Raw genomic sequence first — 14,104 nt, 5'->3', positions numbered from 1 at the left:
AAGCTGCCTGCGCGGCAGCGAACGGTATGATCGCGTTGACGCGGTTGACGTCGCTTTTCTAAGCTGCCTGCACGGCAGCGAACCCGGACGGCGCGGTGACTGCCTCCAGCGCGTTTTTCTAAGCTGCCTGCACGGCAGCGAACGGCGCGGCACGTTCATGGGGATCGACCAGATGTTTCTAAGCTGCCTGCACGGCAGCGAACATAGACCACCTTATGCGCCTGGCCGATCCGGTTTTCTAAGCTGCCTGCACGGCAGCGAACGGGCTGAACTGGGATCTGTACAACACGCGATCTTTCTAAGCTGCCTGCACGGCAGCGAACGCTCGGATGCGGTGTCGTTCCATCGGATCATTTTTCTAAGCTGCCTGCACGGCAGCGAACGGTTCTCCTGATGTAACATTGCCCGCATCAGATTTCTAAGCTGCCTGCACGGCAGCGAACGCAGCGTGAGCGCCTTTCCGAATATCGAGACTTTTCTAAGCTGCCTGCGCGGCAGCGAACTTCGCCGAACGATTTGGAACGGTCAGGTAGGCTTTCTAAGCTGCCTGCGCGGCAGCGAACAAGGTTAACGCATGGACTTTGCCTATGGGTAATTTCTAAGCTGCCTGCGCGGCAGCGAACGACTCATCTAGCATTTGCTGCATGCGCAGATTTTTCTAAGCTGCCTGCGCGGCAGCGAACCACCGGCAGACTCGATCACCTCGGCAAAGATTTTTCTAAGCTGCCTGCGCGGCAGCGAACGGCCCGATGCCGGCATTCCTGAGCATGATGTATTTCTAAGCTGCCTGCGCGGCAGCGAACTTCCAGCGGCACGGCCCGCACATTGTAAACAGTTTCTAAGCTGCCTGCGCGGCAGCGAACCCGAGCACGTTTTCGCTGGATGATCCGATCCATTTCTAAGCTGCCTGCGCGGCAGCGAACATACAATGTCGCTGACCGACTCTGCCGGGAATTTTCTAAGCTGCCTGCGCGGCAGCGAACATCATTCTGTTAAGCATGGTCTTCTCTACTGTTTTCTAAGCTGCCTGCGCGGCAGCGAACTTGCTGCCAGAGTATTAACGGCGCTAGGCATATTTCTAAGCTGCCTGCGCGGCAGCGAACGGGCGCTTCAATCCTTACCGTGGTGAGCTGGTTTTCTAAGCTGCCTGCGCGGCAGCGAACTCCTTCGGATACGCTAGCAATACGCTCGGAAATTTCTAAGCTGCCTGCGCGGCAGCGAACTTGGTCGTATGCGGGGTATTTTGTTTTTCTTTTTTCTAAGCTGCCTGCGCGGCAGCGAACGAAAATCCGCTGGCCGAAGTGGATTTCATCAATTTCTAAGCTGCCTGCGCGGCAGCGAACTGGAGCGATGGCGTCAATATTTATGATCTGCTTTTCTAAGCTGCCTGCGCGGCAGCGAACTTCCACTTCCCGACCTCGGAAATTTACGCGATTTTCTAAGCTGCCTGCGCGGCAGCGAACAGGAACAACCAAGATTTAATAAACCACCATCATTTCTAAGCTGCCTGCGCGGCAGCGAACGAGAAGACCAAGCCTGATTGAGAAACGCGCTTATTTCTAAGCTGCCTGCGCGGCAGCGAACTAGCTCATTCTGCCTGCAAAGATGCTCGTGGCTTTCTAAGCTGCCTGCGCGGCAGCGAACGTGCGTGTCCTGCTGGCACCACATTTTATAATTTTCTAAGCTGCCTGCGCGGCAGCGAACAGGAACAACCAAGATTTAATAAACCACCATCATTTCTAAGCTGCCTGCGCGGCAGCGAACTCAAATAATCAGTCGTATCTCGATTCTGTTGCTTTCTAAGCTGCCTGCGCGGCAGCGAACGAGAAGACCAAGCCTGATTGAGAAACGCGCTTATTTCTAAGCTGCCTGCGCGGCAGCGAACTAGCTCATTCTGCCTGCAAAGATGCTCGTGGCTTTCTAAGCTGCCTGCGCGGCAGCGAACGTGCGTGTCCTGCTGGCACCACATTTTATAATTTTCTAAGCTGCCTGCGCGGCAGCGAACCGATGAATTTGCGTCACCCGACGCTGAAGGATTTTCTAAGCTGCCTGCGCGGCAGCGAACGTCGGCAAAACGGTGCCGTTTATCCGTGATGTTTTCTAAGCTGCCTGCGCGGCAGCGAACCCAGAGATTGTCGAGGTTAACGCTCAGACTGTTTTCTAAGCTGCCTGCGCGGCAGCGAACGTTGTCCGTAATGCGGTACGCGGCGGCTTCCATTTCTAAGCTGCCTGCGCGGCAGCGAACGAATTCAACCGCGAGCCGCACGAATTGATCCATTTCTAAGCTGCCTGCGCGGCAGCGAACATCGACAAACCGTTTAGCCTGGCCGACTACATTTTCTAAGCTGCCTGCGCGGCAGCGAACAAAGCAACGGATTCGGCTTTATCTGTCATAATTTTCTAAGCTGCCTGCGCGGCAGCGAACTAATATGGGCGAGTCTCGCTTCTATTTTATGTTTTCTAAGCTGCCTGCGCGGCAGCGAACGATGTCGCCGGCGGCAGGCATCGCCTCGATCCTTTCTAAGCTGCCTGCGCGGCAGCGAACGCTGGCCGTGTGCTTGCCGGTGGCAGTGGATTTTTCTAAGCTGCCTGCGCGGCAGCGAACCGATAGAGCTGGTAATGCGCGCTGCTTTGGTATTTCTAAGCTGCCTGCGCGGCAGCGAACGCAACGACAAATACGCCGTCTGGCAACAAACATTTCTAAGCTGCCTGCGCGGCAGCGAACCTCGACCGGCAGATTGCGCAGCAGCTCGGAAATTTCTAAGCTGCCTGCGCGGCAGCGAACAATTTTCGATGGCAACCATTAAACAGATAGTCTTTCTAAGCTGCCTGCGCGGCAGCGAACTCAACGTTTTACACCAAACAATTGGCCCCAATTTTCTAAGCTGCCTGCGCGGCAGCGAACCGATTCGCTATTCCAATCTATTTTTAGCTTGTTTTCTAAGCTGCCTGCGCGGCAGCGAACAACCACCCGGCCCGCCTCGGTTCGCCGCTGATTTTCTAAGCTGCCTGCGCGGCAGCGAACGCGAAACCCGACGCCGAACCCTTCATGCTGATTTTCTAAGCTGCCTGCGCGGCAGCGAACTTCCTGACTGCAATAAAAATACATCTGTTGGCTTTCTAAGCTGCCTGCGCGGCAGCGAACTGTGGATAAGGTTGTGATGAAAACAGCTAGAATTTCTAAGCTGCCTGCGCGGCAGCGAACGATCCGGCTGAGGTACTGATAGCGGCGGCAATTTTCTAAGCTGCCTGCGCGGCAGCGAACGAGAAGTGCAAGTAACACTCACACTTTAGTATTTTCTAAGCTGCCTGCGCGGCAGCGAACAAATGGTAAATTGGCATATTCAACGCCCGGTTTTTCTAAGCTGCCTGCGCGGCAGCGAACTAAATTCCGAATGAAGAACTGAAACCGTGTAATTTCTAAGCTGCCTGCGCGGCAGCGAACGGCTATACCGTCGAAATCGTGAAGAACCAAGGTTTCTAAGCTGCCTGCGCGGCAGCGAACTCCGTGACGCGACATTAACTCTCTACGATAGTTTTCTAAGCTGCCTGCGCGGCAGCGAACAAACAATGGGCGTTTCAGACGCAACATTCTGGATTTCTAAGCTGCCTGCGCGGCAGCGAACAACCAGCGGTTTTTTGCTCTTTGGTGTGATGGTTTCTAAGCTGCCTGCGCGGCAGCGAACTGATTATAAAAAACTTCGAAGCCAGTTGCGTAGCGGTTTTAAGAAGATTTAACCCGATTTACCCATCCCGAAAACTGCATCACGCAACTGACTGACTTTTATCACATTTTTAAAGAACGCAAAAAATTGGGTCAAAATTCCGGGACAGCAGTCGTGGCGCTTAGGCCGTAACTGCTGAAACAGGTTCCCGAGGATTCCGAGACCAAGGTTTTTTTAATCCACAAACAAAAGGTTTGCTCGCTGCTCAAGCTTTTCAGACGAATAAATGGCGTGGGAATGCGAATCGGAGCCATGTCGCCATAGTGCCGCAAAGCCTCGTCGTAGCTGACCTTATGCCGAACCGCATAACGTCGAGCCAAACGCTCTTTGTTGGTTTTGGGTTGCTGGCGTTGGTAAATCGCGTAACCCGCAAGCTTCTCCGGCACCGGGCGAATGCGCGTGCAATGCACGTAATCGCTCAGCCGATCCAGCCACTTTGCGGCGTCAAACCGATCCAGCGTGGTTTCGTCTTGAGCAAACAGCCGGCACTTGCCGCCCAGCGCGCTATTTTTTTCACCTGTCACATATTCGGGAAAGCTAATCCCAATCGGCACCTGCTTACGGTCATCCTGCATTTCCACGAGTCCCAAGTGGATTTGTTGGAAGACTTTGGACCAGAGGAAGTTGAGATTGACCTCGGGGTTTGGCAGTAACGTAATTTCACAATAAAAGCGCATAGCCTAATCCTTGCCGCTTTGCCCGAATACTCCGCCGCGTACTAACACCGCCATGACGTAGTGTTCCTGGTTTTTGTCTGCCAGTTTTTCACCCAAGGCAAAACGATCAAATAGCGTGTAAAAATCGGCTTTTTCTTTTGGGGTGCGGAAGGCTTTTCCTAAATTGGTCACTGCACCGTAAGGCTCTATGGCAATTGGGCCAATTTCCGCTTCGTCAAAATCGGGATACCAGGTGTCGATGGTACGAAGGGCATTGCCGATTTTTTGCGAATGCATGGCGGCAACGTCGTTTACGTGATACAAAATTTTGCTTTTGTCGCCCTTGCCTTTATCCAACACCAATTCTTCGCTGGGATAGACTTCTTGGGCTTTACCGACCAAGGCGTAGGCATCCACCGTAATGAGCAAATACGCTAATTTACCGCTAAGGGCATCGGCGATTTTATTTGTCAGGGTTTGCAGTTCCGGATTGGAAGAGTCGAAGTTACGTAACGAAAATTGTTTCGCATCGAAGGTTAAGGGCGTGTCATCACCGGTATTCACAATGACTTCAATTTTTTCCGCCCCGACGCGGTTACGCCACAAATAGCGGCCATTGGCAATGTTGCTGGCGTAGCGTTTTGCCAGTTCGTTAAAGCCTTCTTGTTCGATATACGCTTGCGCCACTTTCGGATAGGATTCGTTAAAATTGGGGCCGTTGCTGGCAGAAGGTTTATCGACGCCGCCTAATACTTTAAGCGTGAAAGAAAGGCGCAGCGTGTCTTGACCCTCACCGAGGGCACACGCATCCACTTTTTGCAGATTGGGTTTTTCGACTTCGGCGTTTAGTTTCAACGGGTCATTTTGGACAGCCGGTTTCAAGCGATTTGAAATCGTGCCGCGAACCGATTTTTCAATCAGTTTTAGGGGCATTGAATTGGATGTGCTGCGTTCATTCCAGTTAGTACCGTATAAGTAACCGTCCGAAGGCACTAATTTTTTCTCGAAAGCCAATACGGTTGCATCGTTTTTAATCGCCATTTGTTAATCTCCGAGGATATTTGAGGTTGTAAGGGTTTGGCAAAGGTACAAATTCTGTTCGGCGTCGACACGGTATTGCCAAAGCATGTCGTCCAAGGCCTTGATGCGGTAAGGCATAACAAATTCTCCAAGCGTGACCACGCTTTCGGCAAAGCGGTGCGGCGTTTGGGTATCGCGTTGATGCTTGGCGGTTCCAAGCTCAGAAATGCCCTGAAATCCAGTAGCAATCGGCACCAACCAACCCGTCGTTTTGCGGGCACTCGTCCATGTCACCTTGCCATCATCATCCTGACTGGCTCGGTGCATGACTTTCAGGTGATCGAGCAAGGCGTCCAATGCGTCTTTGCCCTCCTCCTGCATGGTTTGCATCATCAAATCGCGCCGCTCGATCAGCACATGACCTAACATCAGCTTTGTTATTACTTTCTTGATGTCTTGATCGTTGTCTTCATCGACCGCAAGCGTCTCAACCGGTTTAGCGGATAACACATCGCCCCCGGCGAATTTCATGCGCAGCAATTGGGTATTGACCTCGTTATTAAACTGGTCCAAGTCGTCGCTATCGAGCCCTTGGTATTCGACCAACAGCGATACTTCCAAGTGGCAACGGGCTTCTTCGATAAACGCTGGCCGGCTGCCGTCTTTATCTAGCGGATTCGCAGTACCGACGATGGAATGGACAAAATCGCCTGAACCTTTGTAGGTCTGTAAATCGAACTGATGGCAGCTCACCGCCACGCCGGTAAGCTGGACATCACGCAAACCGTGTTGATGCAAATGCCGCTGCAACGCATGCACCGCGCCAAGCCATGCGGTCATGGCCGGAAAGCCGATGGTGTAGGGACTGCTCATGGCGTTGGCGTTGTGGATTTTGATGTGCGGCAGTAATAAAAATCGTCTCATTTGAAAAACTCCCGGTCGCTGGCGACGGCTTGTTCCACGATCCCCCTAATCTCGCGCAACTCGTGGTCGCTCAGTTTGATATAGGTTTCTTTGAAAAGATATTCGTAGGTATCGAGTATCCAGCGCGTAAAACTACCGACCACATCTTCAAGCCAGTCGTCCTGGTTTTCCCGCTGACCTATATAGGCATCGTCCAGCCAAATACGCTGGGCAAGCGGTAATGATTGGTAGTGTTCTGTGGATGACCAACCTGTGCCGTATGCCCTCACTCTAAAAGCGCGTTGCAAAACTTGGTCGATGATGTATTTAAGGCAATTCTGGATGCCTTCACGGACATGAACGTTGTTTACGCCGGTTCTAATGAGTTTATCTAACGGCTGAAAATAATCCTTGAACAGCCTGATACCCAAACTGTTCCGGAAAAAACTCCGGGTAGGCAAACGAATCTGACGCTGTTTGATTGTTGGTGGAGCGCTTGTCAGCAAATAGGCTCGACCTGCATTTTGGCTATTTAACACACTGACGTTTTGCGGCTGCGTGCCGCCGAATGCGGTAATTGTCAAATCGAATAAGTCATCGTATCCCGTCGCATCGTATTCGTTCTTTCTGCGGCAGTCCTTAGCTTGTTTGGTTTGTTCGGAAAAACGTATCGCATCGATGCGGCTTTTAACCTGGGTTAGCAAGCCGGAAGGAGTTAATAGCGAAAGCAGGTGGTAATCGTCGCCTACAGGGAAATACACCTGCTTGACTAAATGATCGGTTTTATTCGAATCATCCAGTTGTTTAATACTGGTTAAACCTAGTTTTAAACTTTCATAGCTTGCTGTCGGCAAGGTGAATATCGATTTGATCGCCGCACTATCTTCCTCCAAGTGCGTTAAAACAGTTTTGCCGTCATCCAATAATAAACTGAGAAATTTATACACATCCATTGCCGCCGCATTGCCGAAAACGTCTAATTCATAGTCGACATTGCCACTACGCAAATACCCGTCATCAGCTTGGCTGCTTTTGGCAATAACCGAAGAGGTTTTGGCGCTGGGATGGCTGAATTTGCTGGGATGGCTGACCATCGTGAGCTGGCCAGCCCGCTTTGCCGCATCGGGCAGCCAATTGGCTAGGGCAAATTTTTCTTTCGCTTCTTGCTGGAGTTGAGCTTGCTCTTCCGCAGTTATGGATGGCTTTAACTTGGCCTTGAGCCAAGTTGCTTTTCGATCAGCGAAAAAATCAGAGATGTTTTGATTCATAAACTATGTCTTCCATATAGTGATTATGCGATTCGGTTAAATAGCCCAAACTGATCCGAATAAACCAGTGATTGACTTTCTCGGTCAGGCACAGTGATTTCGCCAAATCGCCTTGATTTTATTTCCATCATTTTCTCCTCTTGAATTTCTTCGTTACCGTTATCCAGTAGCTGACGAAGGCCGGCTTCATAGCTTCTTTCCAGCCATAACTTGCGGCGCAACGCCTCTGCGATTGGCTCTGCCAGCTGAATGTTGTTGATCTGCTCGCGCGGAATAAACGCGCCTCTCTCGTTTTTTTCACAAAATACCGCCTTGCCATCCTGCCAAACCAAATACAGCGTTATATCGGGATTGCTTTCACGGAAACGGTTTAACTGTTGCGGCACAGCCGTTAGCCACCAACATTCACTTAGCCATGCTTGTAAACCTTGCGGGCCCTTGCCTTGGTATTGGGTCAGGCTGATATGCATGGCCTGATGCTCCAGGTCTGCCAATTGCTGTTTGGGCCGTAGGTTTTCGGGTTGCTGTATCCGTGGAATGGCGTTGATAGCGGCGTTTAACGCCGCCTCATCGACCAACTGACGCAAATCGTGCGAAACCAGCCTTAAGCTATTAACTTCATAGCCTGGACGGCAATAAGCCGGCTTGCCTTCGTGACGTAACGCTCTCAGGTTATATTGCATGATCGCGATATTGTGCCGCTCGACGCCGGTTTGCCGGTGACGGCGTACCCGACCTGCAAGCTGGATAATCGAACGATAGGAGGACGGCTCGATAACTGCCCAATCAAAATCATGGTCTCGCCCTACTTCTTCGACCGGCGTTGCTATCAGGATGAATAGCACATGCTGGGCTGCCGTTGTGGCAAGATGCTCTCGAATCACCGGATTGTTGAATGCAGCCGGCATTACGCCAGGTTGTTCTTTGCGCTTTAGCACCGCATCCAAATGTTGTTCTTGCTGATGACGCAACAGCAGCACTTGACGACTGTGGTAAGCCATGATTTTGGGCGCAATCGCCTCGTCCCAGTCGGCCTGAAGTAAAAAATGGCTTAGTTGGATGCAGGGCGGGATATTGGCCATGCGTATGACGCCGAACGACACCTGCTTGCCGGTTTTTTCGTCAACCGTATAGTGTTGTTGGTGTAGCTCGATAGCCGTTTGTTTTATCTTTTCAAAATAGTGCAGTTGTAGAGAGGCTTGATCGGTTTTCTCTGCTAACAAATCGTCGCAACGGACGATGTAGGCTTTGCGCTTGACGGATTGTTTTTGTAAATTGGCTACCCTCTGTCCGATGAATTGTCGATGAAGCTCCCGATAGCTTTGGCAGCGTGTTATTGCGTCGTTTTTCTCCAGGCTGTGAACCTCGGTACCAAATTCATCGACCCAGGCACAGGCGATATGGGGATGAGCTTCCTTAAAATGGCTGTGTAGTGTCCAGCCTGCCTGGTAGGCGTTGAAAAAACCTTCGGCTAATGCCGGCGGAATTGTGGCAGATGAAATCATCACTTTGCGCCCCAACATGCCGGCCAGATGAATCAAGCGGCCAATGGCGATTAAATCCTTGCCGTCAAAATCATCGACTTCATCAATCACCAAGTCGGAAGACAGCAAGCGCAAACAGGGCAAAATGTATTTGCCTCCGCGGATGGTTTCTGTTGCCGCAATGATATGGTCTATGGTGCAAGCTAAAACCGGCTTGTACAGAAAGGCTTTGTTTTTCTCGGCCAGTTTGGGGTTATGTTTCGGAATCACCGCATCCAAAAATTCGGCGGTGGGAGCCTCGGCGTAATCCAAATCTTCTTCCAACAATGTTTCCATCGACTCGGAGCCGGATTCTTCATAGGTCGGCAGCTCTTCGTGTTGCTGCCTGGCTTTTTCGTGCAACTCCTTAACGGCTGACGAACCGATTAAAACCGCCAGTTCGTCGCTTTTCAGGCCGATACGATCACGGTATTCATCTCCAGTTTGCAAGGTCAAGGTACGCAAGCCCAACGCCAAGATAAAGCGTAAACTTTCACCATCGCTGGATAACGCCCTCATGATTTTGGCGTTGGCAACGGTTTTTCCGCATCCGGTGCTGGCCATATTGACCACAAACCAACCATAGCCTTTATCGTTGAATGCCTGCTGCTCGTTTTTAAAGCCGGTGATTTTTTCGACGGCTTTGTCTTGCCATTCGTAGCCTTTTGGGCTTTTCTGTTTTAGATTTTTTATGTCGTAAGCCGCAGCCATATCGGTAGTGAACCGCGACAGTGTTTGGCTGATATGTAAGGCATGATCGCTGACATGAACCAAATGCTCATCCAGCTTTTGCTTGAGATTGTGTTGCTTGTCGGTGTTAGCGAAGAGCGAAATCTCGCTTTTCCAGCTCTTATCGGCATCGCAAGAGGAATAGTAATGATCGCCCAGCATCAGGCTGAGTCGGGCATGATGCAGCAGCAGTCGGTAAGCGCCGTTATCCAATAGCTGCTGGATTTGCGGCTGGGTTTGCAGTAATTTAGTCGACCATTTTTTGAGTTGCTTGAGCCATGGCGTTGACTGGCTAAGTAGGCCTTCGGGAAACTCGAAACAGGCTTTTAGTCTTTTTTCATCATCGTTTTTATTTTGATAATTCCAAGCCGAAGTGATGCTTTTCAGCATTCTTTGCCGGCTTTCTCTAGTTTGTCCTGCGTCCTCCTTTGGATTATCCCGATAAGGCAAACGGTGGTGGGTCAGAATAAGCCAACCCACCAGCTGAGCAATAGGAGGTAAAGCGTCTAATGGCTTGGGGTTGTTACCAATAACAACTTGTTTTAGTGCTTGCTCGTTGAGTTCTCCGCCAGCCAATAACTGCAACCAGCCTTCATCCGTGTCTCCGGCATGTTGAACCAGAGCGTTTAATAGCAAACAGGAAATCCATTCATGGCGTAATGGATCACCCAGTTTGGTAGAGGCTTTAAGCTTGCTTTGAAAGAGTGCCGTAGCTTTGCCCCAATCATGCAGCAATGCCGCAATCGCCACCAAGGCTTTGATAGCAGGCAAATATTGCCAATCATTCTCCCATTGGCTATTCATCAAGTTTTTCTGGGTGCTATTCACCGGCACTATCCCTTCGGCATTAAACCGCCTCCGATTCCCCACAATCCAAACCAACTCACTCCTGCTCCTTGACCGTATCCAATGACAGGCCACGGCGGTATTTTTGGTCGCGGTCTTACGTAGCAGGGTTTTGACGGCGATCAGGCCGTCTTCGGTAATCACGGTTTGCCAAGTGTTGTCGCCGATGCGGTTGGCGAAGGCGTCGAGTACGCGGCGGGTGCGGTTTAGGGCTTTTTTCTGGCATTGGCTGACGAAGGTCACCATCATGGTTGGGTTTCCCGCAGCGCTTGTTGTTTAACTTGCTCGAACATGAAATCCAGCGCCTTGTGTTCGGTGAACTTTTGCAGGCATTGCTGGCGAAACTCCTGTTCGCTGGTCTTTTCCTTGGCGCTGATAAACGCCCAGGGCAGGATGATGGCATCTTTGACCAGGTCGGCGACATCGAACACCAGGGCACCGCGCCGGGTTTTGCCGTGCATGACCGCAAAGCCGTGCGGGATACCCAGCACCCACAGCGTGGTGGCGGCCAGGCCATAGGCCAGGTAGTTGCCGTGATTCAAAAAGCCGTTGGCAAGATCGGTGGCTTGATGGTCGCGGGTAAACTCGCTTTGCTGGGTGGTTTTGGCGGCGTAGCGGTAGAGTTGTTTGGCCAGCAGGGCTTCGCGTTGCAGCAGATCGCCGACTTTTTCGGCGCTTTCGATGTTGTTGGCATAACTGTCCAAGGCGTTAGCGATGGCGCTATCGTCGATGAAGATATTCTCCGCTTTGAGTTCTCGGTCTTTGTCCCAGACGCGCCGGATGTATTCAATGCGGGCTTGTTGAAAGGCTTTGCCGACAGCCAGGCGTTGGGCGTCGTCGAACCAGAATTTAAGCCAGCCCTGGATATATTCGGTGGGCCGGTATTCGCTTTGCGGCGTTAGCCATTCGATTTCGCAGCCGGAGAACAACGGCGTGCCGCCGCCTCCGCAAAAGCCGACCAGTACGCCGGCGCTGGCCAGCATGCGCATCGCCGCTTGGGTGATGGAGGTGCCGGTGCCGAGCAGGATGACCGTGGTATTGGCTATGGGGATGTTCCAGTAGAGATTCTCGTCCTTGGACTCTGTCAGGTAGAGTACGCGGCCATCTTTTTGCATCACCCGGCATTTTTCCAGGTAATAAATGTTGGCACGTTTGGAGTGTAAGATTGCTTTTAAGTCTGTTAATTGCTCCATCAACTTCAAATCCTTATACGATTACCATAATTTTTTCAGTTCTATTCAGAAATGCTCATCAGGCCATTTCCTTACGTGATGAAAAACGGCCAAGACTTGAATTAGGTCACCTTTCAATCGGCATTGCAGAAGGTATGGCCCTCGTAATGACTAATCCACCTGTTCTGTTGACTCGACCCATGTTGCCTCTGTGGGGGTATCTTGCATTAACACAGCGCATTTTTTAAGTTGCGAAAGTCATTTGCCTTCCGCTATGCACGCAAAGACCTGCCGTGAATGTTAGCGTGCCGGTTCTGTCCAGATTATTTTCCCATGTTACCGCTGGCTTTGCACGCGAACACGTGGATTCGCTCCGGCAGGTGAAATCAAATGCGACAGATTTTTAATACTTGTCAATTCCAAAATCCGAACTACCTTAATTAAAGATCAATCATTAAATTATTCTTAATAAGGTGCCGCCATGTCTACGACTCAAATAGAACGCAATCTCGATCCGTATTCTCTGGGAATACAGCGTTGGTACAAGATTCGCCAATTTTGGAACGACTGGAACCCTCTCGGCGTTGCCTGTGAAGACATTCAGAATGAATACGATGAGTTTGTCATGTCAACGCTTAAACTGTTGGAACATGACTATTCACGGGAAGATATCGAAGTCTTTCTCATCCACCTAGTCAGAGATTATATGGGGCTTGGAGACGAGGGCGTCAGGAAAAGCAATCCTGGCGCTTTCGTTCAGAAAATTATGGAATGGAATCAGGGCAATCGTTGACGCAGGAATGGTCATGAGCCAGATCAAAACCGATTACCGTAGGACTCGGCGAGGAGCGTAGCGTAGCGCTCGCTCCTCGTTTTAAGAACCAATCCACGTCGGAAATGCTTATTAGGCAACGTTTTTATGTTTTTTGACTAAAGCAAGTCTCAAAAAGCCTGAAACCGACCCCATTTTTACCAGCATTCGGGATCATAGATCCGTAGCGATCGATAACGAGTCACGGAGGGCAAAACTCGTGCGAGCATCTTGCCTTCGCGAAAAATTCGGATGCGCTCAAAAACTTGAAACCGAATTTCAATTACCAGAAATCAATCATCGAGGACATGATATTCATCATAGGGTGACTCCATCATTGAGGGCTTGGATGCAGCAGAAAAGTGTAGAAATTACCGCTGGTGTCGTTGTAGCCGGTCAAGACCGTGCCGGCATCGTTGATGTCGGTCGAGTGCACATTCCAGGCGATTCCGTTTGCTGATGCGGGCGCGAAAGCCTGGTTCGCGTTCAGATCGATGGGGATCGTATCCACGGTGCTGCTTGCCGGCCACAGGATGGCCGTATAGCCATCCGGCGCAAAGGCGCCCGGCTTGACAGCGGTGCCGACCGCTACGCCCTGGCTATTGACCGACACGACGCTCAGGTTGCTGCTGCCGGGGTAGCGAAGTTCAATCAGGCTGCGGTTAGTGTGCTCATAGAGGAAAGTGCGATTTCCCGCGCAATTGCCCGCCACCCACATTTGGCCGGTTGCAGCATTGACTTGGCTGATGCGTACTGGACGGCAGTTAATTTCAGCGCCGGAATTATCCCTCAGGTTGGGGATATCAATCACATCAATCCCATCCGCGACGAAGCTCTTCTGGATCTGAACGTTGCTAGAGTTCGTGTACGTATACCAGCCGGTGATCATGCCCGCGTCATTGATGTCGACCGCGGTCTTTCCAGGTAAATTGGCAGATGCTATGCTGGCGTTGTTCGTGTAGGTGACAGGCTGGTAAGCCCCATTGATCGTGGACATCCCCACTGCCACGTGATTATTGTTGACTGCAAAGAGCCGGGTGTTGGTTCCGCCCGGACGGGTGACGGCGCCACCGGTATAAAACCAAGCCCCATTGACATCGGCGCCGACCAGTTCGAGCGAGTCGTTGATGGCCACCGCCTGTGCGTTCGCGGTGCTGCCAAACTTACTGGTCAGCTTGGTGATGCTTTTGCCGTCGAAGAGCCAGGGGGCATTGTAGCAATAGGTGAACCTCTCATATCCGTTGATCGTCGAGCACTTGGCGACGAAATAACCCGTTACGGCGTCATTGCCGCTCATGCGGATGGCCGGTCCTGGGGAGTTGATCGATTGCACGGTAAATCCGGCGGCATGGGTGGGGCCTGCAAGCCCCGCGAGCAGGGTCGCAGCCGTGGCGGCCAAGAGTATGTTTTTCATGATTTTCCTGTTTCTCATTGATATTGAATCCGAATAT

8 protein-coding genes and 1 CRISPR repeat array (1 of these 9 running past the window's edge) are annotated in these 14,104 nt (G+C 51.3%); of the genes, 1 reads left to right on the top strand and 7 read right to left on the bottom strand.

Annotation, left to right across the window (positions count from 1 at the left end; translation table 11 throughout):
- Positions 1 to 3,686: a CRISPR direct-repeat array (repeat unit 28 nt; unit sequence TTTCTAAGCTGCCTGCGCGGCAGCGAAC); it reaches 5 nt to the left of the window's first position.
- A 131-nt stretch (positions 3,687 to 3,817) separates the two neighbouring features.
- Genes cas6f through cas1f form a run of 6 tightly spaced genes read right to left on the bottom strand, consistent with a single transcriptional unit; the run spans position 3,818 to position 11,785 of the window.
- Positions 3,818 to 4,402, bottom strand: a complete 585-nt coding sequence (cas6f, locus tag METLA_RS0102820) for a type I-F CRISPR-associated endoribonuclease Cas6/Csy4 (protein WP_024297109.1) — start codon at positions 4,400 to 4,402, stop codon at positions 3,818 to 3,820.
- 3 nt (positions 4,403 to 4,405) lie between these two features.
- On the bottom strand, positions 4,406 to 5,422 hold the full coding sequence (csy3, locus tag METLA_RS0102815) for a type I-F CRISPR-associated protein Csy3 (protein WP_024297108.1): 1,017 nt from the start codon (positions 5,420 to 5,422) through the stop codon (positions 4,406 to 4,408).
- A gap of 3 nt (positions 5,423 to 5,425) precedes the next feature.
- Positions 5,426 to 6,325 carry a type I-F CRISPR-associated protein Csy2 gene (gene csy2, locus METLA_RS0102810; protein WP_024297107.1) on the bottom strand — a complete coding sequence of 300 codons (900 nt, stop codon included), beginning with the start codon at positions 6,323 to 6,325 and terminating at the stop codon, positions 5,426 to 5,428.
- Entirely contained in the window at positions 6,322 to 7,572 is a 1,251-nt protein-coding gene (gene csy1 / locus METLA_RS0102805) for a type I-F CRISPR-associated protein Csy1 (protein ID WP_024297106.1), read from the bottom strand. The genes csy2 and csy1 overlap by 4 nt, the downstream gene beginning before the upstream one ends.
- 23 nt (positions 7,573 to 7,595) lie before the next feature.
- Positions 7,596 to 10,919 carry a type I-F CRISPR-associated helicase Cas3f gene (gene cas3f, locus METLA_RS0102800; RefSeq protein ID WP_024297105.1) on the bottom strand — a complete coding sequence of 1,108 codons (3,324 nt, stop codon included), beginning with the start codon at positions 10,917 to 10,919 and terminating at the stop codon, positions 7,596 to 7,598.
- Positions 10,916 to 11,785: a type I-F CRISPR-associated endonuclease Cas1f gene (cas1f, locus tag METLA_RS0102795; protein WP_245598717.1), complete on the bottom strand. Its 870-nt coding sequence runs from the start codon at positions 11,783 to 11,785 to the stop codon at positions 10,916 to 10,918. Before cas1f ends, cas3f begins: the two co-directional genes overlap by 4 nt.
- Positions 11,786 to 12,323: 538 nt before the next feature.
- On the opposite strand from cas1f, the gene METLA_RS0102790 reads away from it, so the two are divergent.
- A complete protein-coding gene (locus tag METLA_RS0102790; RefSeq protein ID WP_024297103.1) occupies positions 12,324 to 12,635 on the top strand; it encodes a hypothetical protein in 312 nt (103 codons plus the stop codon).
- A 352-nt stretch (positions 12,636 to 12,987) separates the two neighbouring features.
- On the opposite strand, the gene METLA_RS0102785 is transcribed toward METLA_RS0102790, so the two are convergent.
- The gene (locus METLA_RS0102785; RefSeq protein ID WP_152539357.1) at positions 12,988 to 14,067 is read right to left on the bottom strand and encodes a hypothetical protein; all 1,080 of its coding nucleotides are present in this window, start codon (positions 14,065 to 14,067) and stop codon (positions 12,988 to 12,990) included.
- Positions 14,068 to 14,104: the final 37 nt, after the last annotated feature.

This window comes from Methylomicrobium lacus LW14 (assembly GCF_000527095.1).
Lineage (GTDB): Bacteria > Pseudomonadota > Gammaproteobacteria > Methylococcales > Methylomonadaceae > Methylomicrobium > Methylomicrobium lacus.
Note: the sequence above shows the minus strand (reverse complement) of the source record. Positions and strands in the feature narration are given on the sequence as shown.